The organism is Pantoea sp. 18059 (assembly GCF_902706165.1).
Classification (GTDB): domain Bacteria; phylum Pseudomonadota; class Gammaproteobacteria; order Enterobacterales; family Enterobacteriaceae; genus Pantoea; species Pantoea agglomerans.
The window spans coordinates 93,896-120,570 of record NZ_CACSJS010000006.1 but is presented as its reverse complement, the minus strand read 5'-3'; the positions used below and the strand labels follow the sequence as shown (position 1 = coordinate 120,570).

The window sequence follows — 26,675 nt, the reverse complement described above, 5'->3', positions numbered from 1 at the left end:
ACTCAGTGATCAACTTCCCTTTTTTGCCGGTCGGTAAAGATTATTTTGCTTTAGTCCATGGCAAGTGCCGTGACCAAGCTATGATTTAACCATGATGTGCCACAGGTAACTCTTGTGCTTTCCGGATTAAATGGTTGTGGTACACGGCAAAAACACTTTTCCCACGGAATGGCCTGACTTCTTTGTCGTTGTACGTATGGCTCAATGAAGAGCAGCGCAGGTGAACCGCGACAGGCTGTGTCGCGTTCATTTCGGCTGCCAATTATCACAGGAAGAAAGTCATGTCAGAGCTTCCCGATCGCGATGCGATCAATGCCCTGTTTGCGGGTAATTATGCCGACCCTTTTTCGTTACTAGGGATGCACCGAACTCAGCAAGGCCTTGAAGTCAGGGCATTGCTCCCCGAAGCGCTTGAAGTGTGGGTCATTGAAACCTCCACCGGGCGCAAACTGGCTCAGCTGGTGTGTGAAGATGCACGTGGCTTCTTCAGTGGCGTTATTCCACGCCGCAAAAACCCGTTCCGCTATCAGCTGGCGGTGAACTGGCACGGCCAGCAAAACCTGGTAGACGATGCCTATCGCTTTGGTCCGCTGCTGCAGGAGATGGATCTGTGGCTGCTGGCAGAAGGGACGCACCTGCGCCCTTATGAGACGCTGGGCGCGCACGGCGACGTCATTGATGGCGTCTTCGGCACCCGCTTCTGCGTCTGGGCACCCAACGCCCGTCGCGTGTCAGTGGTTGGCGATTTCAACTTCTGGGATGGCCGCCGTCATCCGATGCGTCTGCGTCAGGAGCTGGGCATCTGGGAGCTGTTTGTACCGGGCGCGGTCAACGGCCAGCTCTACAAGTATGAAATCATCGACGCCAATGGCGAACTGCGCATCAAAGCGGACCCGTACGCCTTTGAGGCGCAGATGCGTCCGCAGACTGCGTCGATGATCTGTGGTCTGCCAGAGCCTGTTGAGATGAAAGCGGAGCGCAAGGCGGCCAACGCCTTTGACGCGCCGATCTCCATCTATGAAGTGCATCTGGGCTCCTGGCGTCGTCACACCGACAACAACTTCTGGCTGAGCTACAAAGAGCTGGCTGAACAGCTGGTGCCCTACGTCAAAGAGATGGGCTTTACCCATATCGAACTGCTGCCGATCAACGAACATCCCTTTGATGGCAGCTGGGGCTATCAGCCGCTGGGCATGTATGCGCCGACCCGACGTTTTGGTACCCGTGACGAGTTCCGCGCCTTCATTGACGCCGCCCATGAGGCGGGCCTCAACGTGCTGCTCGACTGGGTGCCGGGCCACTTCCCCAGCGACGATTTCGGTCTGGCAAGGTACGACGGCACCGAGCTCTATGAGCACAGCGACCCGCGTGAAGGCTTTCACCAGGACTGGAATACCCTGATCTACAACTTTGGTCGCCGGGAAGTGAGCAACTACCTGTCGGGCAATGCGCTCTACTGGACGGAGCGCTTTGGCATTGATGGCCTGCGTGTGGATGCGGTGGCATCGATGATCTACCGCGACTACAGCCGCAGCGAAGGGGAATGGGTGCCGAATCAGTACGGCGGCCGTGAAAACCTGGAAGCGATTGAGTTTCTGCGTCACACCAACCGTACGCTCGGCACCGTGGCATCCGGTTCGGTGACCATGGCCGAAGAGTCGACAGACTACCCTGGCGTGACGCGTCCCACCGAAGACGGCGGGCTGGGCTTCTGGTTCAAATGGAATCTGGGCTGGATGCACGACACCCTCGACTACATGAAGGTCGATCCCATCTACCGTAAGCACCATCACGATCTGATGAGCTTCGGCATGATGTACAACTACACCGAAAACTTTGTGCTGCCGCTGTCGCATGACGAAGTGGTGCACGGTAAGCGCTCGATTCTCGATCGTATGCCGGGCGATGCATGGCAGAAGTTCGCCAACCTGCGTGCTTACTACGGCTGGATGTGGGGCTTCCCCGGCAAGAAACTGCTGTTTATGGGCAACGAATTTGCCCAGGGTCGCGAGTGGAACCACGATGTCAGCCTTGACTGGCATCTGCTGGAAGGGGACGACAACTGGCACCACGGCGTTCACCGTCTGGTGCGCGATCTCAACCACACCTATCAGTACTACACGCCGCTGCATCAGCTCGACTTCGATCCGGCAGGCTTTGAGTGGCTGGTGGTAAACGATGCGGAACACTCCGTCTTCGCCTTTGTCCGTCGTGACCGTGAAGGCAACGAAGTGATCGTGGTCAGTAACTTTACGCCGGTGCCGCGTCCGGGCTATCGCTTTGGCGTTAACCAGCCTGGCTACTGGCGTGAAGTGCTGAATACCGATCAGCATGAGTATCACGGCAGCGACGTGCGCAACCATCGGGTGCATACCGATGAGCAGGAGAGCCACGGGCGACCGCAGTCGCTGAGCCTCAATCTGCCGCCGCTGGCAACGGTATGGCTGGTGCGGGAGGCTGAATGACCATCACTGCCGGAGATCCCGAACCGCTGGGTGCCAGTTACGATGGCAAAGGCGTTAACTTCACCCTGTTCTCACAGCATGCCGGGCGCGTAGAGCTCTGCCTGTTTGATGAGCAGGGTGCAGAACAGCGTCTTGACCTGCCTGGCCGCAGCGGGGATATCTGGCATGGTTATGTTCCGGCGTTGAAGCCAGGACAGCGCTACGGCTACCGGGTGCATGGTCCCTGGGCACCGCAGCAGGGACACCGTTTTAATCCGGCGAAGCTGCTGGTTGACCCTTGCGCCCGCGCGGTTGAGGGCGATGCACCGGATGACCCGCTGTTTCATGGCGGCGAGGCGCAGCCCGATCCGCATGACAACGCGGCGATTGCGCCGAAGTCACGGGTAGTCGCGGAGGATTTTGACTGGCAGGACGACGTCGCACCGGGTATTCCCTGGGGTAACACGGTGATTTACGAAGCCCACGTGCGCGGCCTGACGCAGCAGCATCCGGAAATTCCGGAAACGCTGCGCGGGACTTACGCGGCGCTCGGTCATCCTGTTATGGTGAATTACCTGCGCAGTCTGGGGATTACCACCCTTGAGCTACTGCCGGTGGCGCACTTCGCCAGCGAGCCGCGACTGCTGCAGCTCGGCCTCAGCAACTACTGGGGCTATAACCCCTTTGCGCTCTGGGCGGTGGATCCCCGTTACGCCTCCGGTCAGCCGGACGTGACGCCGTTGCAGGAGTTTCAGCAGGCGGTCAAAAACCTGCACGCCGCGGGTATCGAAGTGCTGCTGGATGTGGTGTTCAACCACACCGCTGAACTGGATGAGATTGGCCCGACAATCTCCATGCGCGGCATCGACAACGCCAGCTACTACTGGCTCGATGAGCAGGGCGATTATCAGAACTGGACCGGCTGCGGCAACACGCTGAATATCCATCATCCGAAGGTGATGACGTGGGCTTTAGAGGCGCTGCGCTACTGGGTGCGGGTCTGCCACGTCGACGGCTTCCGCTTTGACCTCGCGCCGGTGCTGGGCCGCACACCGGATTACCAGCGTGATGCGCCATTTTTTGAGGCGATACGCGCCTGTCCGCTGCTCTCTCAGGTCAAGCTGATTGCTGAACCCTGGGATATCGGCCCTGACGGCTATCAGGTTGGCCGTTTTCCGCCGCCGTTTGCCGAATGGAACGATCAGTTTCGCGACACCGCGCGTCGTTACTGGCTGCACGGCGACATAAGCAACGGCGAGTTCGTCCGCCGCTTTGCCGCCTCCAGCGATCTCTACCAGCATGATGACCGGTCGCCACACGCCACGGTTAACCTGATCACCGCCCACGACGGCTTTACGCTGTGGGATGTGGTGAGCTTCGAACGTAAACACAACGAAGCGAACGGGGAAGATAACCGTGATGGTCACGGCGATAACTACAGCCACAACCACGGCAAAGAGGGGCTGAACGTCAGCTTCGACGTGATTGAACGTCGCCGTCGCAGCGTGCGGGCACTGCTGACGACGCTGCTGCTGTCACAGGGCACGCCGATGCTGCTGGCAGGCGATGAGCGCGGCCACACCCAGCGCGGCAATAACAACGCTTACTGTCAGGACAACGCCCTGAGCTGGCTTGACTGGCAGGCGGATGAGAAGGGATTAGTCGGATTCACCGCTGCACTGATCGAGCTGCGCCAGCGCATTCCGGCGCTGACCGCAGATCGCTGGTGGCAGGACGGTGACGGCAATGTGCAGTGGCTCAATGCCGGTGGCCAGCCACTGCAACACGATGAATGGGCACAGGGGATGCACAGATTGCAGATCCTGCTGTCCGGCCGCTGGTTAATAACAATAAACGCCACGGATACGGTGAATGACATCGTGTTACCAGACGGAGAATGGCGCGCCCTTCCTCCTTTCGCCGGGGACGACAACCCCATACTGCTAACTGTCTGGCATGGTCCCGCACACGGTGTGTGCGTGTTCCAAAAGCAATCATAAGGAGTCAGACATGGTTAAGTTAGATAGAACAGATCACCTGATGCTGGCCCGCCAGCTCCCTACACAGACGGTTGCTCTGATCCTCGCCGGCGGACGCGGCACGCGCCTGGTCGATTTAACGGCCAAACGTGCCAAACCGGCGGTGCATTTCGGCGGCAAGTTCCGCATTATCGACTTTGCCCTCTCCAACTGCGTCAACTCCGGTATCCGACGGATTGGCGTGATTACTCAGTATCAGTCTCATACCCTGACTCAGCACATCCAGCGTGGCTGGTCGATCTTCAATGAAGAGATGAATGAGTTTGTCGATTTGCTGCCAGCGCAGCAGCGATTTTCGACCGAACAGTGGTATCGCGGGACGGCCGATGCCGTGACGCAAAACCTTGATGTGATTCGCCGCTATCAGGCGCAGTACATCGTGATCCTCGCCGGGGACCACATTTATAAGATGGATTACTCACGCATGCTGCTGGATCACGTGGTCAACGAGGCGAAATGTACCATCGCCTGTTTACCGGTGCCGGTGCATGAAGCCACGGCGTTTGGCGTGATGGCGGTGGACGAAGAGAACATGGTGATCGATTTCGTGGAGAAACCCGCGAAACCGCCCACCATGCCGGGTGATGACACCCAGGCGCTCGCCAGCATGGGGATCTACGTTTTCAACGCAGACTATCTTTATGAACTGCTGGAAGAGGATCTGCAGACGCCAGGCTCTAACCACGACTTCGGCAAAGATATCCTGCCGAAAATCGTGGCAAGCGGCGAAGGCTATGCGCACTCCTTTGCGCTCTCCTGCGTACAGAACGATGACAATGCGCCGCCTTACTGGCGCGACGTCGGGACGCTGGAAGCCTACTGGCGCGCCAATCTCGACCTGGCATCGGTGATGCCTGAACTCGATATGTATGACGTCACCTGGCCGATTCGTACCCACATGGAGCCGCTGCCGCCGGCCAAATTTGTTCAGGATCGTTCCGGCAGTCACGGGATGACCATGAACTCGCTGGTCTCGGGGGGCTGCATCATCTCCGGTTCAGTGGTGGTCAATTCGGTGCTGTTCCCGCGGGTACGCGTTAACTCTTTTTGCAATATAGATTCAACTGTACTGCTGCCTGATGTGGTAGTGGGCCGATCGTGTCGTCTGCGTCGCTGCGTCATTGATCGTGCCTGCGAGTTACCGGAAGGCATGGTCATTGGCGAAAACCCGGATGAAGACAGTCGCCGGTTTCACCGTTCGGATGAAGGCATCGTACTGGTAACCCGCGCCATGCTGGCCAGGCTGGCCAAAGCGGGGCTGTAAGCGATAAGCGAAACTTACGCAATCGGCACGCGGAGCGTGTCGGATAACTTAATGAGGTCGAGGATGCAGGTTTTACATGTCTGTTCGGAACTTTTCCCGCTGCTAAAAACGGGCGGACTGGCTGATGTAGTCGGGGCATTACCTCAGGCACAAATTGCGGGCGGCACGGATACGCGGGTACTACTGCCCGCTTTTCCCGCATTGCGCAAAGGCATACCTGATCTCCAGGTCGTGACAGAGCGAGAAACATTTGCCGGTCATGTACGTCTGCTATTTGGTGAATTTAACGGTGTGGGCATCTACTTGATTGATGCTCCCGGCCTCTACGATCGTCCGGGTAGTCCTTACCATGACGAATCGCAGTTTGCGTATGTCGACAACTATCTGCGCTTTGCGCTGCTGGGCTGGGTTGGCTGTGAACTGGCGTGCGGCATGGACGCGATGTGGCGTCCCGATATTGTGCATGCCCATGACTGGCACGCAGGCCTGACCTGCGCCTATCTGGAAGCGCGTGGTCGTCCGGCTAAATCGGTCTTCACCGTGCACAACCTGGCGTATCAGGGGCTGTTCATGGCGCACCACATGGAAGAGATTGGCCTGCCATGGTCGTTCTTTAACATGCACGGGCTGGAGTTTTTCGGTCAGATCTCCTTCCTGAAAGCGGGACTTTTTTACGCCGACCATATCACGGCGGTCAGCCCGACTTACGCCCATGAAATTACCTCTGCCGAATATGCTTACGGCATGGAAACCCTGCTGGCACAGCGGATGCGTGAAGGCCGTCTTAGCGGCATTCTCAACGGCGTTGATCCCTCTATCTGGGATCCGGCGCACGATCTGCTGCTCAGCGCGCGTTATAACCGCGACACGCTGGAAGCGAAAGCGGAGAACAAACGTCAGCTGCAGGTGGCGATGGGTCTCAAGGTGGATGATAAAGCGCCGGTGTTCTGCGTAATCAGCCGTCTGACCAAACAGAAAGGGCTGGACCTGGTGCTGGAGGCGCTGCCCGGCTTGCTGGCGCAGGGCGGTCAACTGGTGCTGCTGGGCCAGGGCGATGCTGAACTGCAGCAGGGCTTCCTGGCGGCGGCGGCAGAGCATCCGGGCAGCGTCGGCGTGCAGATCGGCTATCACGAAGCGTTCTCACACCGCATTGTCGGCGGCGCGGACGTGATTGTGGTGCCGAGTCGCTTTGAGCCCTGTGGTCTGACACAACTTTATGGCCTCAAGTATGGTACGTTGCCGTTAGTGCGTCGCACCGGCGGGCTGGCCGATACCGTGAATGACAGCTCACTGGAGAATCTGGCCGACGGCATCGCCAGTGGATTCAGTTTTGAAGATGCCAACGCCTGGTCACTGCTTCGGGCTATCCGGCGCGCGTTTGTGTTGTGGTCCCGTCCTTCGCTCTGGCGCTATGTTCAGCGCCAGGCAATGGCGATGGACTTTAGCTGGCAGGTGGCAGCACAAGCCTACCGTGATCTCTACCAACGTTTGATGTAACGGATTGGGAAAACTGGATATGAATGCACCTTTCACTTACGCCTCACCAACGTTGACGGTTGATGCCTTAAAGCATTCGATTGCCTATAAATTGATGTTTACCATCGGCAAAGATCCCTCTATCGCCAATAAGCATGAGTGGCTTAACGCCTCGCTGCTGGCGGTGCGCGACCGGATGGTGGAGCGCTGGCTGCGTTCCAGCCGTGCTCAGCTGTCGCAGGATGTCCGGCAGGTCTATTACCTGTCGATGGAGTTCCTGATGGGCCGCACGCTGGGCAATGCGCTGCTGGCGATGGGGATTTATGACGATCTCAACCAGGCGCTGGATGAGATGGGACTGGATCTGGCCGAGCTGATGGAAGAGGAGAACGATCCGGGGCTGGGCAACGGTGGTCTGGGTCGCCTGGCGGCCTGTTTCCTCGACTCGCTGGCGACGCTGGGCATGCCGGGCCGTGGCTATGGCATCCGGTATGATTACGGCATGTTCAAACAGAACATTGTGGAAGGTGAGCAGAAAGAGTCGCCGGATTACTGGCTTGAATATGGTAATCCGTGGGAATTCCAGCGTTTCAATACCCGTTACAAAGTGCGCTTTGGTGGCCGCGTCCAGCACGAAGGCGCGAAAGTGCGCTGGCTGGAGACCGAAGAGATCCTGGCGATGGCCTATGACCAGATCATTCCGGGCTTTGACACCGACGCTACCAACACCTTACGGCTATGGGGCGCGCAGGCCAGCAACGAAATCAACCTCGGCAAGTTCAACCAGGGCGACTACTTTGCGGCGGTGGAAGATAAAAACCACTCCGAGAACGTGTCGCGCGTGCTCTATCCGGATGATTCGACCTACTCAGGCCGCGAGCTGCGCCTGCGTCAGGAATATTTCCTGGTCTCCGCGACGGTGCAGGACATTCTGAATCGTCACTGGCGGATGCATCAGACCTGGGACAACCTGGCGGATAAAATCGCTATTCACCTGAATGATACCCATCCGGTGCTGGCGATCCCCGAACTGATGCGTCTGCTGATCGACGATCATAAATTCAGCTGGGACAACGCTTTTGACGTCTGCTGTCAGGTCTTCTCCTACACCAACCATACGCTGATGACCGAAGCGCTGGAAACCTGGCCGGTCGATATGATCGGCAAGATCCTGCCGCGTCATCTCAGCATTATTTTTGAAATTAACGACTTCTTCCTTAAGACCATTCAGGATCACTATCCCGATGACCTGGATCTGCTGTCGCGCATTTCGATCATCGATGAAAACGATGGCCGCCGGATACGCATGGGCTGGCTGGCGGTGGTGGTCAGCCACAAAGTAAACGGCGTTTCGGAGCTGCACTCCAACCTGATGGTACAGTCGCTGTTTGCCGATTTCTCCCGTCTGTTCCCTGGCCGCTTCTGTAACAAAACCAATGGTGTCACTCCGCGTCGCTGGCTGGCGCTGGCGAACCCGGCGCTGTCAGAGGTGCTGGATGAGGAGATTGGCCGCAACTGGCGCACCGATCTCAGCCAGCTGGGCGAGCTGAAGGCGCAGATCGACTATCCGGCGTTTATCGAAAAAGTGGCGGTCGCCAAGTATCAGAACAAGCGTCGGCTGGCCGACTGGGTGGCGAAGAATCTGGACGTGGTGCTCGACCCGAACGCGCTGTTTGATGTGCAGATCAAGCGCATTCACGAGTACAAACGCCAGTTGCTCAACGTGCTGCATGTGATCACCCGATACAACCGTATCAAGGCCGATCCGCAGGCGGATTGGGTGCCACGCGTCAATATCTTTGCCGGTAAAGCGGCGTCGGCCTATTACGTTGCCAAGCACATCATTCATCTGATCAACGATGTCGCCAATGTGATCAACAACGATCCGCAGGTGAAGAACAAACTGAAGGTGGTCTTCATCCCGAACTACAGCGTGAGCCTGGCGCAGATCATTATTCCGGCGGCCGATCTCTCTGAGCAGATCTCTACCGCAGGGACAGAGGCGTCCGGCACCAGTAATATGAAGTTTGCGCTGAATGGCGCGCTGACCATCGGTACGCTGGATGGGGCCAACGTTGAAATGCTGGATCACGTCGGTGAAGAGAACATCTTCATTTTCGGTAATACCACGCCGCAGGTCGAAGCCCTGCGTAAAGGGGGCTATAACCCGCGTGACTATTATGAAAAGGATGAAGAGCTGCATCAGGTGCTGACTCAGATTGCTTCCGGTCTGTTCAGTCCGCAGGATCCGGGCCGCTACCGCAATCTGTTCGATTCACTGGTCAACTTCGGCGATCACTACCAGTTGCTGGCGGATTATCGCAGCTATGTGGATACCCAGGATAAAGTGGATGCGCTCTACCGTAAACCGGATGAGTGGCAACGCCGCGCGGCTAAAAACATCGCCGGAATGGGCTACTTCTCGTCGGACCGTACGATTCAGGAGTATGCTGATGAGATCTGGAATATCTCGCCAGTAAGGTTGTAAGGCGCGTGCAGTCAGGTTTCTGACTTTCTTTGCGGCCGAGGGATCGGCCGCACTCTCCTGTGCTCTCTTTGCTCACCGTCTATCCCGCACCTCTTTCAGCAGGTTCAGCCTCTTATCGCCTCTGCCTCCGTAAGTGCCTCTTGTGCGAGCCAGATCATTACACCCTGGCTGAGAATCGCTACTATGCGGGAAAGCAAAATGACCCTACAGGCAACAGCAGCAATGAGTGACAACATCAACCAGGAAATTACCTTCCGTAAACTCAGCGTCTTCATGATGTTTATGAGCAAGGGCAATATCGCCCGTACGGCGGAAGCGCTGGCGCTGAGCAGCGTCAGCGTGCATCGCGCACTGCATACGCTGGAAGAGGGCATCGACTGCCCGCTGTTTATCCACAAGGGCCGCAACCTGGTGCCGCTGCCTGCCGCCTGGACGCTGCTGGACTACTGTCGCGATGTGACCACCCTGATGGGCAAAGGCATTGAAGAGGCGCGCAAAGTCGCAGGCATCGGCGGAGGGCGTCTGCGACTTGGCACGCTCTACTCCCTGACGCTGGAGACCATTCCCCGGCTGATCATGGGCATGAAGCTACGTCGGCCCACGCTGGAGCTCGATCTGACCATGGGTTCCAATCAAATGCTGCTGAATATGCTGGAAGATGATGCGCTGGATGCGATTCTGATCGCCACCGATGACGGCGAACTCAGCGACGCGCATTTTGATGTGATTCCGCTGTTTGAGGACAGGATCTTTCTGGCCACACCGGCCGGTGAGACGCGGGACGGAGCTGGTCCGGTGGATCTGCGTGATTATGCCGACCGTGATTTTGTCTCGCTGGCTGAGGGGTTTGCCACCTATGCCGGTTCGCAGGAGGCGTTCCAGATAGCCGGATTTGAACCGCGCATGGTCACCCAGGTGAATGACATCTTCTCGATGATAAGCCTGGTGCAGGCGGGCGTCGGCCTGGCGCTGATTCCGGGACGGATGAAGAAGGTGTATGAAAACAACATTCAGCTGCTGACGCTCGCTGAGCCTTACCAGATGCGTCAGCAGATCTCGATTGTCTACTCACATCGCCGCGAACGGGATAATGACCTGCTGGCACTGGCGGCAGAAGGGCGGATGTACGCCCGCAGCCTTACTGACTCAGCCGTTTAACCAGATGGAGTGCAACCTCAACGCTGTTGCGCTCCAGACAAATCGCGTCGCCCTGCCAGCCCGCCTGAAGCGTCAGGCCGGTCAGCACATTGCCAGGCGGCATCTCAATCGCCAGTCGGGCATCGCGCTGATTGGCTGAAACCATCGCATCATTCCACTGCACCGTACGCGCCATATTAAAGGCAAGATCGTCGGCAATCTTCTCCGGCTCCCAAATCACGCGTCCGGTTGAGCCACTGAGGTAAGCGCAATGGGGACGGGAAAGGCTGACGGACCCGAACGCGCGCGCCAGTTCTGCGGCGGGCTTATCCAGCAGCGCGCAGTGCGACGGCACGCTCACCGCGAGTTTAATCGCTTTGCTGGCACCGGCATCCAGCGCTTTCTGCGCGACTACCGCCATATCCTCGTCGCGGCCAGCAATCACAATCTGCGTTTCCGCATTCAGGTTGGCGATATAGGTGTTGCTGCCGGGCAGCAGTTTCTCCAGACGACTCAGCGTCAGGCCGGTGATGGCGGTCAGACCATATCCCTCCGGATAAGCCTGCTCCATCAGATCGCCGCGCAGCGCCACCAGCCGCAAAGCATCACTGAAATCCAGCGCGCCGGAAATCACCGCAGCAGGAAACGCACCAATCGACAGACCGCTGACGATATCGGGTTTCACCCCACGGCGGATCAGCTCGCGCGCCCAGGCGACACCGCAAATCAGCAGACTGAGCTGCACGGCGCGCGTGTGGCGCAGTGCATCGGCACTGTCGAGCTGGTCAGTCTCGTCGCCCAGCACTGCACGCACGCTGTTTAACAGGGCGTCGCCGTCGGGAAGGTGCTGTAACATCCCGGCACGCTGAGTGCCCTGGCCGGGAAAGGTAAAGAGTATTTTCATTGTAGCTCCCTGCTCCAGGGTGAAGCGGTCAGTATCGGCCCGGTAACGGTTTTAACCAGCACGCGGCCTTCACGCAGCCACTCGCTGAGGGCAAACGCGCCGGACGGCGTTTCTATCTGCGTATCGACCCGACAGGCCAGCGTGTCGGTTTGCGCCTGCCAGCGTTGCAGCGTATCGCGCGCCAGCGGCTCTGGCGCGCGAATAACTAAATCAAGATCGCTGGCGGCATGCAGCGTGGGTTGCTGTGTTGCCAGTGCGTAACCGGTACTGCCGGTAATGCCCCAGCGCCACGGCCAGTCGTGCTCACTGAGGGCAATCGCCGCGCCGACCGGCGCATAAGCGGTGAACGGCGAGGCAAGCAACTGCGCACGCGCTGCCAGCATCTCCGGCGTGACAACGCGAACGATATCCGCTGCATTGACCCATCCGGCGGCGCGCTGTTCGCGACGCTCGCCGCGCACACCCACCGGTATCAGCCCGGTTTCGCTCCTGTCGCGCCGCACCACGACCGGAAGGCCGGGATGCCAGAACTGACTGACCCAGCTCTCACTGATGGCGGCTAAGGCGTTGCTGTCTCGCAGCCAGAGAAGATCGTGGGGGCGCGGTACAGAGCTCATATTACATTCCTGATGTCAGCGTAATGAACAGCGGTAATGACAAAATACAGAGAATAGAGCTGAGCAGCAGCACAGCCTCTGCATCCGGCGACTGCACGCCAAAGCGGTTGCCAAACACCACCCCGAAGAAACCGGCGGAGAGCGCAATCATCAGAATGGCGGTAATGGCCACAGGACCGCTGAGACCCAATGCCAGCACCAGACCCCAGGCGATAAAGGGCTGAATCAGCAGTTTAGTCACCGTGCCGACGCCCACCACCGCGTTGAGTTTCAGTTTGCGTGCCGACAGGATGACACCGGTCAGGAAGAGTGCAGCGGCCGTGGCAGCCAGACCCAGCGGTTTGATGGCGGCCAGCACCAGATCAGGCATTTTAACGCCCAGCGCTGATAACACCACGCCAATCAACGGTCCCAGTACGATCGGTTTTTTCACTGAACGCCACATCAGAATCGGCAGCATGGTCAGGGTTGAACCGTGTTCGGTGCCGTCGGCAAACGCTTTTTCACGTTCCAGAATCAGCAGGCAAAGCGGTGTAAGCAGCACTGAACCACAGGCGATGGAGACCGCTACCGAGAGCGAGGTGGCGCCATTTTCACCCAGTACGCTGGCCAGAATGGGCAGGCCCAGCGCGGCGTAATTTGGCAGCGCCACCGTCAGTGTCAGCACAGCCGCATCCTGCGGTGACTTTTTGAAAACTTTTGTAGCCGCGAAATAGACAGCTCCATAGGTAATCCACATTGCGCCGGTAATAACCACAATCAGCGGCCATTGCGCCACGATGCCCGGCCAGGGCGTTTGTACCGTGGCACTGAACAGCGCGGCGGGCAGCGCAAAATCCATGACGAAAATATTCAGCAGAGAGACGTCTTTGTTGTTGACCATTCCGGCCTTACCGGCCCAGAAACCCAGCAGCATGATGACAAAAATCGGAGCAAGGGCATGAACAATTATATAAATCATAAATCACCTGTATTTAAGAAAGAATTTTCTGTTAACAGCGATGTTTATAATTCTGAACACGGCCACTGCCCCGGGGCGCACTTAGCAATGCGCCCCGTCAGACCGGTTTCGGCAGGTTTATTTTTTTATTTAATTACCAGGTTGCGCGCATCCGCTCGCGAACCAGGGAGGAGCTGTGGCGATTGGATGCGCCCAGCCGGTTTTTCAGGCTCGGATCCTGACGCGCATCGCTAATGGCTTTCTGCAACGCGATCTCGACCATCGCCACATCGGCGTCAGAAGGCGCATCGGGATTGGCCACGTTCAGCAGATCGGAGAGCAGACCCAGCGTGGCGAAGTTATTCACGTCATAGGCCATCGGCGGAATGGTCGCCGCCAGTTTCTCCAGCGCCTCCACCGAACGCAGCGTGATACGCGCGGCGGACTCTTTACCCATCGCGTGCACCAGCACACCCTGATCGTTGAGCGCAATCAGGCAGTTGGCCTGATAACCGTGCGCCAGGAAGGCGCCAGACATCGCTTTGCCAACAATCAGCCCAATCACCGGATGACCCGCAAGGCGTGCTTTGGCATAAGCGCCCGCAGCCCCGGCCAGCGCCTGATGAATACCGAACGCCTCTTCGCGACGACCATAGGCCTGACTCGGCACGTCGATCACCGCCACAATCGGGCGTTTCACGTCGCTGTTCTTGTCCTCTTCCAGCGTTTCATTCACCACTTTCGCCAGCGTCCAGCCTTCCAGCAGACCGACTTCGCCCCTCGCGGCACGCGGATAGTGGTTTTGTGCATCGGGCACCACGGCGATAAAGCGCACGCTTTCGCCATTAAGTTCACCGTCCGCCACCTGGACAGAGGCGCACAGGCCGCTGAGGCGCTGCGCATCAGGTGCAAGTTTTTCCAGCCAGATTGCACCGCGGCTGTTTGTCTGGGTCATTATTTATCCTCCCGGGCGAAAAGCTGTTTAATCTGCGCCGTGTCCGCCTGCTGACGGGTGTCGAACTGCGTCAGACGTGGCAGGAAATCGGCATATTTATCGCTGCGGTGCTGCGCCGGAACACCTTTAGCGATGAAGTCATTCATCGCACTTTTAACCGCATTGACGCCATCACCGACCAGCGCATCGACCAGGCCGCTGGCGTAGCGGATTTCACCGCCGGTCATGCTCCAGATAAACGGGCGATCGCGCGAGTCATACTCTTCAATGCCCGCTTCCTGCTCAATCACCTGCGGACCGTTCAGCCCCAGGCGCGCTTCACGCGTCACAATCAGGTAGCTGCACAGCGCAGCGGCGATGGACATCCCGCCAAAGCAGCCGACGGTACCGGCAATAATGCCGATAACCGGGGTATAGCGGCGCAGATCGACAATCGCGGCATGAATATCGGCAATCGCCGCCAGCCCCAGATTGGCTTCCTGTAAACGCACGCCGCCGGTTTCCAGGCAGAGCACCGCCTGAGTGGGTATTCCATTGCGGTTGTCTTCGGCTGCCAGTTCCAGCGCCGCCGCCATTTTGGCACCGGAGACTTCGCCCATGCTGCCACCCTGGAAGGTGCCTTCAATGGCGATAACGACCGCAGGCTGACCGTTCAGCGTGCCGCGTGCCACCACCATGCCGTCATCTGACTGCGGCACCACACCCTGCGGGGCCAGCCACGGCGACATGATGCCTTCGAAAGGATCCAGCAGTTCGCGATAGCTGCCGTCGTCCAGCAGTGCACGGGCGCGCTCACGGGCGCGTAATTCAATAAAACTGGCATCGTTACGCATGGCTCACCTCCTCAAAAACCTGTTCAATACGGATACGAGCCACGCCGGGTGTCGCGCCGAAATCGTGAATAATCAGCTTTCCGGCGGGCAGACCGTTGGTTAAATTCAGGCGGTCAAACAGCGCCTTCCAGCGGGCGTCGCTGTTATCCAGTGAGGTGGTGATATCAATGCTAAGCGTTTGTCCTTCAGTTGCGGTGTACAGCACTTCCATATCACCGGAACCAACGACCCCTGCCAGAGCTTTACCGCTGAGTGAGCGGTTAGCAGGTAAAGATAATGTGATGTGTTCCATAATGGCCTCTAGAAATAAGAATGTTCAGGTGAACAGACCCGATCAATGAACAGCGTCGCGGCCAGCAAATCGGCGGCCCCGCCAGGCGAAGCGTTGAGTGACAGCATGCGCTGGTCGAGCTGCGCCAGCGCCTTCTGGCCGCCTGCTGTGCGACAGCCGCCAGACAGCAGCACGGCGCGTGCTCCCTGCTGCATCGCTTTCAGTCCGGTCATACCGGCCCGTGACAGCACGCAGGTATCGCTGAGCGAGGTCATGATCGCCATCAGCGCATCAAGGCGGGCTTCACTTTCACTGGCACCCGTTGCACGACTGGTCAGCAGTTGTGGCAGCGCCAGCTTCATTACGTGAGGAAACGCCTGTTGCGCCTCTTCGCGTGCGCCGGGCACCTGATAGCGATGCGTCGCTTTTAACCCTTTGCTGAACAGTTTTGGCGCGGCGCGGTCGGGCAGGCTGGCCAGCGCGGCTGCGGTGCGGGTCATCTGGTCGGCACTGGCCGCGCCACCGTGCATGGCTGCAGCACTGACCAGCAGTCCCAGCGCCCAGATCGCACCCCGATGGGTGTTGACGCCGCCGGTTGCCGCCATCATCTGCTGTTCACCGTCACGGCCCAGCCGACCCACCGTTTCACGCAGGGCAATATCAGCAGGACGCAGCCAGCTGTGACGGGCCAGCGCCAGAAAGGTCGGCACAAGGCTGTGAGCGGAACGCTCCATCAGCGCCAGTGTCAGGTCCTGATGCGCGCCGTTCCCCCGACTGTCTACCAGACCCGGCTTGGGGCTTAGCCGCGCTTCATCGGTCAGACAATCGCGCGCAATCGTCGCCAGCTGGCTGGCCTGCGCCTCGGTTTGAGTCTGCGACAGAAGTTTCATTACCAGCTCCGGAATTTTGCCGGTGGGTTATAAAGACCACCCGACCATTCCACCAGGTCAGAGACGCTGCTGGCGGCGAGCAGTGAGCGGGTCGCATCTGAACGACGAATGCCCATATCTTCCGGATAGACCACTTTGCCGCTTTTACGCAGGGCCGCCACGCGCGCCGCATCAACGCCAAGGCCGATATCGGTGATGCCGGCTACCGCAGCGACCATCGCACGGCGCTCTTCAAGGCTTTCCGCGCGATAGAGATAGGCAATACCCTCTTCGGTCAGCACGTGGGTGACGTCATCGCCATAGATCATCACCGGTGCCAGCGGCATACCGGTCGATTTCGCCACTTCAACCGCATCAAGCGTTTCAACAAAGGTCGGTTTGGCACCGGCCTGGAAGGTTTCCACCATCTGAACCACCAGCTTTTTACCGCGCTGCATCGGGTCCGGTTCGGTGATCATATTGAGCCATGCAGGCGTGGCATGACGCCGGCCGTGCGGATCGTGACCCATGTTAGGCGCACCGCCGAAACCGGAAAGGCGACCGCGGGTCACGGTTGAGGAGTTTGCCAGGCCATCGACCTGCAGGGTGGCACCGATAAACATATCCACCGCATACTGACCTGCCAGCTGACAGAAGGCGCGGTTAGAGCGCATAGAGCCGTCGCTGCCGGTGAAGAAGATATCGGGACGGGCGCGAATGTACTCTTCCATGCCCAGCTCGCCACCGAAGCAGTGCACGCTCTCAACCCAGCCGCTCTCAATCGCCGGGATCAGCGTCGGATGCGGGTTAAGGGTCCAGTGCTTACAGATTTTGCCTTTCAGGCCGAGTTGTTCGCCGTAGGTAGGCAGCAGCAGTTCGATCGCGGCGGTGTTAAAACCGATACCGTGGTTAAGTGACTGCACCTGATGTTCGGCGTAAATGCCTTTAATCGCCATCATCGCCATCAGGATATGTTCCTGTTTAATCAGGCGCGGATCGCGGGTAAACAGCGGTTCGATAAAGAAAGGTTTATCGGCTACGACGATGTAATCGATCCAGGAGCCGGGAATATCGACGCGGGGCAGGTCGGTCTCGTCATCGACCAGCTCATTTACCTGGGCAATCACGATACCGTCACGGAACGCGGCGGCTTCCACCAGGGCAGGCGTATCTTCAGTACTCGGGCCGGTGTAAAGGTTGCCTTTGCGGTCAGCTTTATAACCGGCAATCAGCGCGACGTTTGGACTCAGATCGACATAAAGGCGGGAATAGAGTTCGATATAGGTGTGGATTGCGCCTATTTCCAGCTGACCATCTTCTAACAACTGAGAAATACGCAGACTTTGCGGACCGGAAAAAGAGAAGTCGAGTTTACGCGCAATGCCTTTTTCGAAAATATCCAGATGCTCACTGCGACCCACGCTCGGCATAATCATATGCAGGTCGTGTACTATCGCCGGATTAACCTCAGCCAGGGTACGTGATAAAAAATCGGCCTGCTTCTGGTTATTCCCTTCCAGTACCACCCGGTCGCCCGGTGCAATCAGTTTTTCAAATGCTTCTACAGCTCTTTCAGTAGGAATGACTTTGCCATCAACAGGGAAGGATGCCAGACGACGCGCTTTTTCACTGCGGCGTGTGTTCCATTCCCGGGCAGGCGTTTGGCCTGTGTTCATTTCAACCTCCTGATTAAAATAACGGTTGTTTCGTTTTTACTGAGGAAAGTTTGTGCTTTCTGATGACGTCGTTCAATTAAGCAAAAAGCCTGAACGTTATATTTACAGTAACAATAGGATGTGAACGTTTTGATATGCGAAGCAGAAAGAGTTGAGTTTAGGCGCTGACCAAAAATGTGATCGCATAAACGGATTTCTGTATAAAAAATGGTTTGAGCCTGGCATTTTTAATAAAATGTTCGTCGTACAAAAATAAACTCTGCTACACGCTGAAAAGCGCAACCTGTTGGATCAGCACCCGGATTCACCGACCCGCTATCGCAGACATAAAAAAAGCAGGCCGAAGCCTGCTTTCTGATTCTTTAGTTAGTTACTGTCCGTTTATGATGCCAGCGACAGGGCGGGTTTAGCTTTCGCTGCCAGCCACTCGGTGACTCGCGCCTGCTGCTCTTTGGTCAGCCACATGCCCTGTTTGGTACGACGCCAGATAGCATCATCCAGCTCACGAACCCACTCATGCTGCACCAGGTAGCGTAATTCTGCTTCGTAAAACTCGTGACCGAAGTTCTCGCCCAGATCGTCCAGGCTTTTCGCGCCAGCCAGCAGGGTTTCAGTGCTGCTGCCGTAGGTGCGCGAGAAGTGGCGCGCCATATTTTCACTGATAAATGGATAGCGACGACGCAGGCTGGCCGCATAATCTTCACGGGTGCCGGAGATATTTCCGCCTGGCAACACGCAGTTCTTCGTCCATGCCGGGCCCGCGTTCGGGTAGTACTTCGCCAGTTTCTCCAGCGCATGTTCTGCCAGCTTACGGTAGGTGGTCAGCTTGCCGCCAAATACCGACAGCAGCGGAGCCTGACCATTATCGTCGCGCACATCCAGGGTGTAATCACGGGTGATCGCCTGTGGCGAATCGGATTCGTCATCACACAGCGGACGGACACCGGAATAGGACCAGACGATATCGTCAGCGGTCAGCTGCTTTTTAAAGTGTCCGTTGAACACTTTCAGCAGATAGTCGGTCTCGCTGTCATCAATATTGACGTTTTTCGGATCGCCTTTGTACTCGACGTCGGTGGTACCGATGATAGAGAACTCATCCATCCACGGGATGACAAACACGATGCGGTTATCTTCGTTCTGCAGAATGTAAGCCTGCTTTTCGGTATGGACGCGTGGCACCACAATGTGGCTGCCCTTGATCAGGCGAATACCGTAAGGTGATTTCAGCTTCAGACTGTCGTCGAACAGCTGTTTGACCCACGGGCCGGCAGCATTGACCAGGCCTTTCGCCTGCCAGGTAAAGGTTTTACCGCTGTCGACATCTTCCGCTTCGACCTTCCACAGGCCGCCTTCACGCCAGGCACGGGTCACGCGGGTGCGGGTACGGACTTCGCCGCCACGCTTCACGACTTCCTGTGCGTTCAGTACCACCATGCGGGCATCATCGACCCAGCAGTCAGAATATTCGAATCCGCGCGTAATTTCCGGCTTCAGGGCCGAATCCGCGCCAAATCGCAAACTTTTACTGCCTGGCAGACTGGTACGCTTGCCAAGATGGTCATACATAAACAGGCCGGTACGGATCATCCACGCCGGACGCAGATGCGGACGATGCGGCAGACGGAAGCGCATCGGGAACGCCAGATGCGGAGCCATTTTCAGCAGCACTTCACGCTCGGCCAGTGCTTCACTGACCAGACGGAATTCGTAATGTTCAAGGTAGCGCAAGCCGCCGTGAATCAGTTTTGAACTGGCAGAGGAGGTCGCGCAAGCCAGATCCCGCGCCTCCAGCATTAACACCGACAGTCCGCGTCCTGCAGCATCTGCTGCAATGCCGGCACCGTTGATGCCGCCGCCGATCACGATCAGGTCTTTGGTTTCCACGTCATCTCCTCCGATGTTCGGAATAGTTCACTAATGTTCGTTTTCGAGCATAATCATAATCGCAAACCAACATTGACGCCAGCTTTTAACCAGGTAAAAACATTTTTGCGTGATATAGCTAACATTCTGCCCACCAAAAAAACCGATAGCCGTAACGATTGTCAGGTTATCGGCGTGGATTCTCGGGTTACACTACGCGCTATTGTGACGCTGTTATGAGAGATCCCATGGAAACGTTCGAATGTATTGATGTGCAGCAGGCGCAGGCGCGTCTGGCGCAGGGTGCGCTGCTGGTAGATATCCGCGATCCGCAAAGTTATGCCCTGGGTCATGCGGCGGGTGCGTTGCATCTGACCAACAGCAACCTCAGCGATTTTGTCAGCGGCGCCGATCACAGCCTGCCGGTGCTGGTGATGTGCTATCACGGCAACAGCAGCAAAAGCGCGGCACAATATCTGCTGGGACAGGGCTTCAGCGCGGCGTACAGCATTGATGGCGGCTTTGATGCCTGGCGTGCTGCCTTTCCTCAGCAGGTTGCCCTCGGCAGCGAATAGATTGCCGCTCGTCACATGGAGAGTTACTGATGCGCATTACTCAATTTAATCAGCCCCGCATGGCGCAGGCCTTTGTTGACTACATGGCGACGCGGGGCATCACGCTGCGTATTGAGCATGAAAATCACTACGTCATCATGCTGGATGATGAGAGCAAGATTTCACTGGTCGAAAACGAACTTCAGCAGTTTTTGCACGACCCTAACCATCCGCGTTATCAGGCCGCCAGCTGGCACAGCGGAAAAACCGACAGTGGCCTGCGCTATGAGCGCAGCAATATCTGGGCGAATATCCGTGAGCGTGCCGGTCCGCTGACCATGACGCTGATGGTGCTCTGTATCGCGATATTTATTCTGATGCAGGTCATGGGCGATCGCACCGTGATGGCCTGGCTCTCCTGGCCGGATGCCGATCAGCATCTTCAGGTCTGGCGCTGGTTCAGCCATGCGCTGCTGCACTTTTCACTGCTGCACATTCTGTTTAATCTGATGTGGTGGTGGTATCTGGGCGGCGCGGTTGAGAAGCGACTTGGCAGCGGCAAACTCTTTGTCATCCTGCTGATTTCGGCTCTGCTCAGCGGCTGGCTGCAGGCGAAGTTCAGCGGCATCTGGTTTGGTGGCCTGTCGGGCGTGGTCTATGCCCTGATGGGTTACTGCTGGCTGCGCGGGGAGCGCGATCCCGACAGCGGCGTCTATCTTGAACGGGGATTGATCGGTTTTGCGCTGGTCTGGCTGGTGATTGGCTGGTTTGGCGTCTTTGGTCTGGCTATTGCCAACGCGGCGCACGTCGCCGGTCTGGTGGTCGGACTGGCGATGGCGCTGGTGGATACGCGTAAAGTCACGCGTCGTTAGACAGGATTATGCGGGTTAACAGGAGAGGAACGTGAAGCAGACGCAACGTCATGACGCGATTATCGATTTAGTCCGTCGTCAGGGATATGTCAGTACTGAGGAGCTGGTGGATCATTTTGAGGTCAGCCCGCAAACCATTCGTCGCGATCTCAACGATCTGGCCGATCAGAACAAAATTCAGCGTCACCACGGCGGCGCGGCGCTTCCCTCCAGCTCTGAGAATACCGCCTGGCACGACCGTAAAATGATGTGGTCAGCGGAAAAAGCGCGGATTGCCCAGCGCGTGGCCAGCCAGATCCCGGATGGTGCCACGCTGTTTATCGATATCGGCACCACGCCGGAAGCGGTGGCGCATGCGCTGCTCAACCACAGCGATTTGCGCGTGGTCACCAATAACCTTAACGTCGCCATGCTGCTGATGGATAAACCCGATTTCCGGGTCATTATCGCGGGCGGTGAAGTGCGGACCCGTGATGGCGCGGTAATGGGTGAAGCGACGCTCGACTTCATTTCTCAGTTCCGGCTCGACTACGGCATTCTGGGGATCAGCGGCATCGATATGGATGGTTCGCTGCTGGAGTTTGACTATCACGAAGTCCGCACCAAGCGCGCCATCATTGAAAATTCACGCTGCGTGATGCTGGTGGTGGATCACTCGAAGTTTGGCCGTAACGCCATGGTCAACCTCGGCAACATGAGTCTGCTTGACTACCTCTACACGGACAAAACGCCGCCTGCCAGCGTAATGAAGGTGATTGAGCAGCATGAGGTTCACCTCGAACTCTGCTGATTCCTGCCACGCCAGCCTCCCGGCTGGCGTTTTTCTTTGATTGCTGTCGCTTTTTTCCTCACTCCCGTCTTTACTTAACGGTTGCTGGCACCCGGTTGCCAGCCCGTGCGCTTTCTATTTTTGCTTCACCTCATTGCGTAACAGAAGGGAGTGATATGCCGCAGCAAAAATTTAATAAAGCCCGTTTTAATGCCGCCTTTACCCGCCAGTGGCAACAGTTAAGTCTCCGTTCCGCCCAGCAGATGACCCCGCACCAGGCGTGGCAGGCGGTCAGCGCGGCGCTGGCGGAGCTACTGGACGCACAACCGGCACCGCGTCCGGCTGTGCAGCAGCGTCACGTTAATTACCTCTCGATGGAGTTTCTGATTGGCCGTCTGACCGGCAACAACCTGCTCAATTTCGGCTGGTATAACGACGTCAAAGCGGCGCTGGCTGAGCACGAGTTCGATTTAACGGAACTGCTGGAGCAGGAGGTCGATCCGGCGCTGGGCAACGGCGGGCTGGGACGACTGGCCGCCTGCTACATGGATTCGATGGCAACGGTGGGGCAGTCCGCCACCGGCCACGGACTGAACTACCAGTATGGCCTGTTCCGCCAGTCTTTCGATGATGGTCAGCAGATTGAAGCGCCCGATGACTGGCAGCGTGAGCGCTATCCCTGGTTCCGCCACAACGCGGCGCTGGATGTGGAAGTCGCGATGGGGGGCCGGGTAGAAAAGCAGGAAAACGGCGGTGTACGCTGGCTGCCCGATTTTGCGCTGCGCGGCGAGGCCTGGGATTTGCCGGTGACCGGCTACCGCAACGGCGTGACGCTGCCGCTGCGTCTGTGGCAGGCAGTGAGTGCGCATCCGTTTAATCTTACGGCGTTCAATGACGGCAATTTTCTGCAGGCGGAGCAGCCGGGCATCGAGGCGGCAAAACTGACCAAAGTGCTCTATCCCAATGACAACCATCAGGCCGGCAAGCGGCTGCGCCTGATGCAGCAATATTTCCAGTGCGCCTGTGCGGTGGCGGATATCCTGCGTCGTCACCATCTGGCGGGACGCAGCATTCACAGCCTGCCTGACTTCGAAGTGATTCAGCTCAACGATACACATCCCACCATCGCCATCCCGGAGATGCTGCGCGTGTTGCTGGATGAGCATCAGCTGAGCTGGGATGAGGCATGGCAGATCACCAGCCGGTTGTTTGCCTACACCAACCACACGCTGATGCCGGAGGCGCTGGAGCGCTGGGATGAGAAGCTGATGCGCAGTCTGCTGCCGCGCCATATGCTGATCATCAAAGAGATCAACCAGCGGCTGAAAAAGCAGGTGAAGCAGCGCTGGCCGGATGACAAAGCGATGTGGCACAAGCTGGCGGTGGTCGCTGACGGTCAGGTGCGGATGGCGAATCTCTGCGTCGTCAGCGGGTTTGCGGTCAACGGTGTGGCGGCGCTGCACTCAAGCCTGGTGGTCAGCGATCTTTTCCCGGAATATCACCAGCTCTGGCCGCAGAAATTCCACAACGTCACCAACGGCATCACACCGCGCCGCTGGCTGAAGCAGTGTAATCCGGCGCTGGCCGGGCTGATTGATGAGACGCTGAAAACCGAGTGGGCCAATAACCTTGAGGCGTTAAGCGGTCTGGAGGCCTATGCCGACGATCAGGCGTTTCGTCAGCGCTATCGCAGCATCAAACAGCAAAATAAAGCGCAGCTTACGGAGTATATCGCCCGCCACACGGGGATTATCGTGAACCCGGCCGCGCTGTTCGATGTGCAGATCAAACGGCTGCATGAGTACAAGCGCCAGCACCTCAGCCTGCTGCATATCCTCTACTGCTATCAGAAGCTCTGTCATAACCCGGAGGATGTCACCTTTACGCCACGGGTGTTCCTGTTCGGTGCCAAAGCCGCGCCGGGTTATTACCTCGCCAAAAATATCATTTACGCCATTAACAAGGTGGCGGAGGTGGTGAACAACGATCCACGCGTCGGTGACCGACTTAAAGTGGTGTTTATCCCGGACTACCGCATCACCGTGGCCGAACTGATGATCCCGGCGGCCGATCTCTCAGAGCAGATCTCCACCGCCGGATATGAAGCTTCCGGCACCGGCAACATGAAGCTGGCATTGAACGGTGCGCTGACGATTGGCACGCTGGATGGCGCCAATGTCGAGATTGCCGAACAGGTGGGTGAGGAGAATATCTTTATCTTTGGTCACACCGTGGATGAGGTCAAAGCGCTCAAGGCGAAAGGCTATAACCCGAAAAAGGTGCGTAAGCAGAACAAGCCGCTGGACGATCTACTGAAATCGCTGGAGAAGGGCAAATTCAGCAACGGGGATAAACATGCGTTTGACCTGATGCTGGAGAGCCTGACGAAACATGGCGATCCCTGGCTGGTGCTGGCCGATTTCCAGGCCTACATCGAGGCGCAGCAACGGGTGGAAGCCCTGTGGCGCGACCCGGAAGGCTGGACCCGCGCCGCCATCCTCAATACGGCACGAACCGGCATGTTCAGTTCGGACCGGTCAATTCGTGACTATCAGCAACGTATCTGGCAGGCACCGCGCTAAGGAGCAGCAATGAAGCAACATTCACTCGATCAGGCCGCCCGTGCCGCGGGAATTTCACTGGACTACATCAACGTCAATGGCGAGAAAGAGGCGATCAGCGATGAGACCCTGCAGGCGCTGCTGGCGGTGATGGACGATCCGCAGGACGCAAAAAAATCGCCGCTGCCGCCGGTCGCGGTGTTCAGCGGCAGTGGCAAGCGACAGCTGACGCCACAGGGCAGCGGCGTTTACCGCTGGCAGTTGCAGACTGAAAACGGCAAACAGCACAGCGGCGAGTTAACCGCCGGTGAGCCTTTTACGCTGCCTGGCCCGCTGGCGCAGGGGTACCACCAGCTCACACTCAGTAAGGGCAAAAAAAGCTGGCAGACGCGGATTATCGTCGCGCCGCGCCGCTGCTATCTGCCTCCGGCGCTGGAAGCGGGGGAAAAACGCTGGGGTGCGCTGGTGCAGCTCTATACCGTGCGCTCTGAACAGAACTGGGGCATCGGCGACTTCGGCGATCTCGACCAGCTGTTGGTGCAGCTGGCTGAACGCGGTGGCGATTTCGTCGGGCTGAATCCGCTGCATGCGCTCTATCCCGCCAGCGCCGGTTTCGCCAGTCCGTACAGCCCGTCGTCGCGCCGCTGGCTGAACGTAATCTATATCGACGTCAGTCAGGTGGCCGATTTTCAGCAAAGCGCGGCGGCACAGAAGTGGTGGAACAGCGCCAGAACCCGGAAGGCGCTGACCAAAGCGCGTGAGGCGGAGCTGGTTGACTACGAGGCCGTAATGGCGCTTAAGCTCGCTGCGCTGCGGCACGCCTGGGCACACTTTCAGACGCGAGACAGCCAGAGCGAAGAGCATCAATCCTGGGCGGCCTTTGTGCATGAAGGCGGCGACAGCCTGCGTTATCAGGCCGCCTACGACGGCATACAGCTGGAGCGGCGGGCAGACAAGGCGCAGCAGGGCGGCTGGCCTGCGTGGCCGGAAGCGTGGCGCAACAGCCAGTTGCCGGAGGTGCAGCAGTGGTGTGAACAGCATGAAGAGGAGATCGCCTTCTGGCAGTGGCTGCAATGGCTGGCGCAGCAGCAGTTCTCTGGCTGCTGGACGCACAGTCAGGCGCTGGGCATGAGCGTCGGACTCTATCGTGACCTGGCTGTGGGCGTGGCGGAAGGCAGCGCGGAAACCTGGCACGACCCGGAGCTTTACCGCCTCAAGGCCTCGGTGGGTGCGCCGCCTGACCGTCTCGGTCCGCTGGGACAAAACTGGGGCTTACCGCCGATGGATCCGCATGTAATGAAGGCGCGCGGCTACCAGCCATTTATCGACATGCTGCGCGCCAATATGCGCGACTGCGGCGCGTTGCGCATCGATCACGTGATGTCACTGCTGCGTCTGTGGTGGGTGCCTGCCGGGGAGACGGCGGATAAAGGCGCCTATGTGGCCTATCCGGTCAACGATCTGCTGGCTATCCTGGCGCTGGAGAGCCACCGGCTGCGCTGCATGGTGATTGGCGAAGACCTGGGCACCGTCCCCCAGGAGATTGTCAGCCTGCTGCGTAAAAGTGGCGTCTTTTCATGGAAGGTGCTCTGGTTTGAGCAGGAGAAGGATGAGCGCTATCGCGCGCCGCAGGACTATCCGCGCCAGTCTATCGCCAGCGCCAGCACGCATGATCTGCCTACGCTGACCGGCTTCTGGGAGCAGGGCGACCTGGCGCTGGGTGAGAAGATTGGCCTCTATCCGGGCGATGCGGTGAAAGCGTTACATCAGCAGCGCGCCGCGCAGAAGCAGGCGCTGCTGGATGCGCTTCATCAGGCGGGCGCCTTACCGGCACGCAGCCAGAAGAAGGCAGAGAAGCTCACCATGACGCCTGCGCTGAATCGGGCAATACATCGCTTCCTGGCGGATACCGACAGTGCGCTGCTTGGCCTGCAGCCTGAGGACTGGCTTGGCATGACCACGCCGGTCAACGTCCCGGGCACGGTGGATCAGTACCCTAACTGGCGACGCAAGCTGAGCAAAACGCTGGAGGAGATCTTTGCGGACAAGGAAGTGAATGCACTGCTGAAGGTGGTCAGCCAGCAGCGTCAGTCAGGACAGAAAGGGCAATAACAGAAGCGCGGCAGCCAGGCTGCCGCGC

20 protein-coding genes are annotated in these 26,675 nt (G+C 58.1%); 11 read left to right on the top strand and 9 right to left on the bottom strand.

What is annotated here, in order from left to right:
- Positions 1-281: 281 nt before the first annotated feature.
- From glgB to GVJ63_RS16270, 6 genes are all read left to right on the top strand, one after another.
- Positions 282-2,465 carry a 1,4-alpha-glucan branching enzyme gene (glgB, locus tag GVJ63_RS16295; protein ID WP_010253252.1) on the top strand — a complete coding sequence of 728 codons (2,184 nt, stop codon included), beginning with the start codon at positions 282-284 and terminating at the stop codon, positions 2,463-2,465.
- Positions 2,462-4,444: a glycogen debranching protein GlgX gene (glgX, locus tag GVJ63_RS16290; RefSeq protein WP_159227121.1), complete on the top strand. Its 1,983-nt coding sequence runs from the start codon at positions 2,462-2,464 to the stop codon at positions 4,442-4,444. Before glgB ends, glgX begins: the two co-directional genes overlap by 4 nt.
- Before the next feature lie 10 nt (positions 4,445-4,454).
- On the top strand, positions 4,455-5,747 hold the full coding sequence (gene glgC, locus GVJ63_RS16285; RefSeq protein ID WP_010253246.1) for a glucose-1-phosphate adenylyltransferase: 1,293 nt from the start codon (positions 4,455-4,457) through the stop codon (positions 5,745-5,747).
- A 63-nt stretch (positions 5,748-5,810) separates the two neighbouring features.
- On the top strand, positions 5,811-7,244 hold the full coding sequence (gene glgA / locus GVJ63_RS16280; RefSeq protein ID WP_010253243.1) for a glycogen synthase GlgA: 1,434 nt from the start codon (positions 5,811-5,813) through the stop codon (positions 7,242-7,244).
- Between the two features lie 19 nt (positions 7,245-7,263).
- Positions 7,264-9,711: a glycogen phosphorylase gene (gene glgP, locus GVJ63_RS16275; protein WP_010253240.1), complete on the top strand. Its 2,448-nt coding sequence runs from the start codon at positions 7,264-7,266 to the stop codon at positions 9,709-9,711.
- 222 nt (positions 9,712-9,933) lie between these two features.
- Positions 9,934-10,869, top strand: a complete 936-nt coding sequence (locus GVJ63_RS16270; protein ID WP_010253237.1) for a LysR family transcriptional regulator — start codon at positions 9,934-9,936, stop codon at positions 10,867-10,869.
- Here GVJ63_RS16270 and mdcH read toward each other — a convergent pair.
- The 9 genes from mdcH to glpD form a co-directional block, all read right to left on the bottom strand.
- Positions 10,850-11,752, bottom strand: coding sequence for a malonate decarboxylase subunit epsilon (mdcH, locus tag GVJ63_RS16265; RefSeq protein ID WP_010253234.1), 903 nt, complete (start codon positions 11,750-11,752; stop codon positions 10,850-10,852). The genes GVJ63_RS16270 and mdcH overlap by 20 nt on opposite strands.
- Positions 11,749-12,369: a malonate decarboxylase holo-ACP synthase gene (locus GVJ63_RS16260; protein ID WP_022624026.1), complete on the bottom strand. Its 621-nt coding sequence runs from the start codon at positions 12,367-12,369 to the stop codon at positions 11,749-11,751. Before GVJ63_RS16260 ends, mdcH begins: the two co-directional genes overlap by 4 nt.
- 1 nt (position 12,370) lies before the next feature.
- The gene (locus tag GVJ63_RS16255) at positions 12,371-13,330 is read right to left on the bottom strand and encodes an AEC family transporter (RefSeq protein ID WP_010253228.1); all 960 of its coding nucleotides are present in this window, start codon (positions 13,328-13,330) and stop codon (positions 12,371-12,373) included.
- Between the two features lie 133 nt (positions 13,331-13,463).
- Positions 13,464-14,264, bottom strand: coding sequence for a biotin-independent malonate decarboxylase subunit gamma (gene mdcE / locus GVJ63_RS16250; RefSeq protein WP_159227120.1), 801 nt, complete (start codon positions 14,262-14,264; stop codon positions 13,464-13,466).
- Positions 14,264-15,097, bottom strand: a complete 834-nt coding sequence (locus GVJ63_RS16245; RefSeq protein ID WP_010253223.1) for a biotin-independent malonate decarboxylase subunit beta — start codon at positions 15,095-15,097, stop codon at positions 14,264-14,266. Before GVJ63_RS16245 ends, mdcE begins: the two co-directional genes overlap by 1 nt.
- Entirely contained in the window at positions 15,090-15,389 is a 300-nt protein-coding gene (gene mdcC, locus GVJ63_RS16240) for a malonate decarboxylase acyl carrier protein (protein ID WP_010253220.1), read from the bottom strand. The genes GVJ63_RS16245 and mdcC overlap by 8 nt, the downstream gene beginning before the upstream one ends.
- A gap of 8 nt (positions 15,390-15,397) precedes the next feature.
- A complete protein-coding gene (locus GVJ63_RS16235) occupies positions 15,398-16,258 on the bottom strand; it encodes a triphosphoribosyl-dephospho-CoA synthase (protein WP_132499647.1) in 861 nt (286 codons plus the stop codon).
- Positions 16,258-17,913 (bottom strand): malonate decarboxylase subunit alpha, encoded by a 1,656-nt coding sequence (gene mdcA, locus GVJ63_RS16230; RefSeq protein ID WP_010253213.1) that lies wholly within the window; start codon positions 17,911-17,913, stop codon positions 16,258-16,260. The genes GVJ63_RS16235 and mdcA overlap by 1 nt, the downstream gene beginning before the upstream one ends.
- Positions 17,914-18,294: 381 nt before the next feature.
- On the bottom strand, positions 18,295-19,800 hold the full coding sequence (gene glpD, locus GVJ63_RS16225) for a glycerol-3-phosphate dehydrogenase (protein WP_010671548.1): 1,506 nt from the start codon (positions 19,798-19,800) through the stop codon (positions 18,295-18,297).
- 227 nt (positions 19,801-20,027) lie between these two features.
- Between glpD and glpE the strand changes: the two genes are divergently transcribed.
- From glpE to malQ, 5 genes are all read left to right on the top strand, one after another.
- On the top strand, positions 20,028-20,354 hold the full coding sequence (gene glpE, locus GVJ63_RS16220; protein WP_010253207.1) for a thiosulfate sulfurtransferase GlpE: 327 nt from the start codon (positions 20,028-20,030) through the stop codon (positions 20,352-20,354).
- Positions 20,355-20,383: 29 nt separating this feature from the next.
- Positions 20,384-21,205, top strand: coding sequence for a rhomboid family intramembrane serine protease GlpG (glpG, locus tag GVJ63_RS16215; protein ID WP_010671549.1), 822 nt, complete (start codon positions 20,384-20,386; stop codon positions 21,203-21,205).
- A gap of 31 nt (positions 21,206-21,236) precedes the next feature.
- On the top strand, positions 21,237-21,995 hold the full coding sequence (locus GVJ63_RS16210; RefSeq protein WP_010253201.1) for a DeoR/GlpR family transcriptional regulator: 759 nt from the start codon (positions 21,237-21,239) through the stop codon (positions 21,993-21,995).
- Between the two features lie 155 nt (positions 21,996-22,150).
- On the top strand, positions 22,151-24,556 hold the full coding sequence (malP, locus tag GVJ63_RS16205; RefSeq protein WP_159227119.1) for a maltodextrin phosphorylase: 2,406 nt from the start codon (positions 22,151-22,153) through the stop codon (positions 24,554-24,556).
- 9 nt (positions 24,557-24,565) lie between these two features.
- Positions 24,566-26,647 (top strand): 4-alpha-glucanotransferase, encoded by a 2,082-nt coding sequence (malQ, locus tag GVJ63_RS16200; protein WP_159227118.1) that lies wholly within the window; start codon positions 24,566-24,568, stop codon positions 26,645-26,647.
- The last annotated feature ends 28 nt before the right edge of the window (positions 26,648-26,675 follow it).

Coding starts and splice junctions, on each gene's coding strand:
- glgB (WP_010253252.1), top strand. CDS start 282: ATGTCAGAGCTTCCCGATCGCGATGCGATCAATGCCCTGTTTGCGGGT.
- glgX (WP_159227121.1), top strand. CDS start 2,462: ATGACCATCACTGCCGGAGATCCCGAACCGCTGGGTGCCAGTTACGAT.
- glgC (WP_010253246.1), top strand. CDS start 4,455: ATGGTTAAGTTAGATAGAACAGATCACCTGATGCTGGCCCGCCAGCTC.
- glgA (WP_010253243.1), top strand. CDS start 5,811: ATGCAGGTTTTACATGTCTGTTCGGAACTTTTCCCGCTGCTAAAAACG.
- glgP (WP_010253240.1), top strand. CDS start 7,264: ATGAATGCACCTTTCACTTACGCCTCACCAACGTTGACGGTTGATGCC.
- GVJ63_RS16270 (WP_010253237.1), top strand. CDS start 9,934: ATGAGTGACAACATCAACCAGGAAATTACCTTCCGTAAACTCAGCGTC.
- mdcH (WP_010253234.1), bottom strand. CDS start 11,752: ATGAAAATACTCTTTACCTTTCCCGGCCAGGGCACTCAGCGTGCCGGG.
- GVJ63_RS16260 (WP_022624026.1), bottom strand. CDS start 12,369: ATGAGCTCTGTACCGCGCCCCCACGATCTTCTCTGGCTGCGAGACAGC.
- GVJ63_RS16255 (WP_010253228.1), bottom strand. CDS start 13,330: ATGATTTATATAATTGTTCATGCCCTTGCTCCGATTTTTGTCATCATG.
- mdcE (WP_159227120.1), bottom strand. CDS start 14,264: ATGACCCAGACAAACAGCCGCGGTGCAATCTGGCTGGAAAAACTTGCA.
- GVJ63_RS16245 (WP_010253223.1), bottom strand. CDS start 15,097: ATGCGTAACGATGCCAGTTTTATTGAATTACGCGCCCGTGAGCGCGCC.
- mdcC (WP_010253220.1), bottom strand. CDS start 15,389: ATGGAACACATCACATTATCTTTACCTGCTAACCGCTCACTCAGCGGT.
- GVJ63_RS16235 (WP_132499647.1), bottom strand. CDS start 16,258: ATGAAACTTCTGTCGCAGACTCAAACCGAGGCGCAGGCCAGCCAGCTG.
- mdcA (WP_010253213.1), bottom strand. CDS start 17,913: ATGAACACAGGCCAAACGCCTGCCCGGGAATGGAACACACGCCGCAGT.
- glpE (WP_010253207.1), top strand. CDS start 20,028: ATGGAAACGTTCGAATGTATTGATGTGCAGCAGGCGCAGGCGCGTCTG.
- glpG (WP_010671549.1), top strand. CDS start 20,384: ATGCGCATTACTCAATTTAATCAGCCCCGCATGGCGCAGGCCTTTGTT.
- malP (WP_159227119.1), top strand. CDS start 22,151: ATGCCGCAGCAAAAATTTAATAAAGCCCGTTTTAATGCCGCCTTTACC.
- malQ (WP_159227118.1), top strand. CDS start 24,566: ATGAAGCAACATTCACTCGATCAGGCCGCCCGTGCCGCGGGAATTTCA.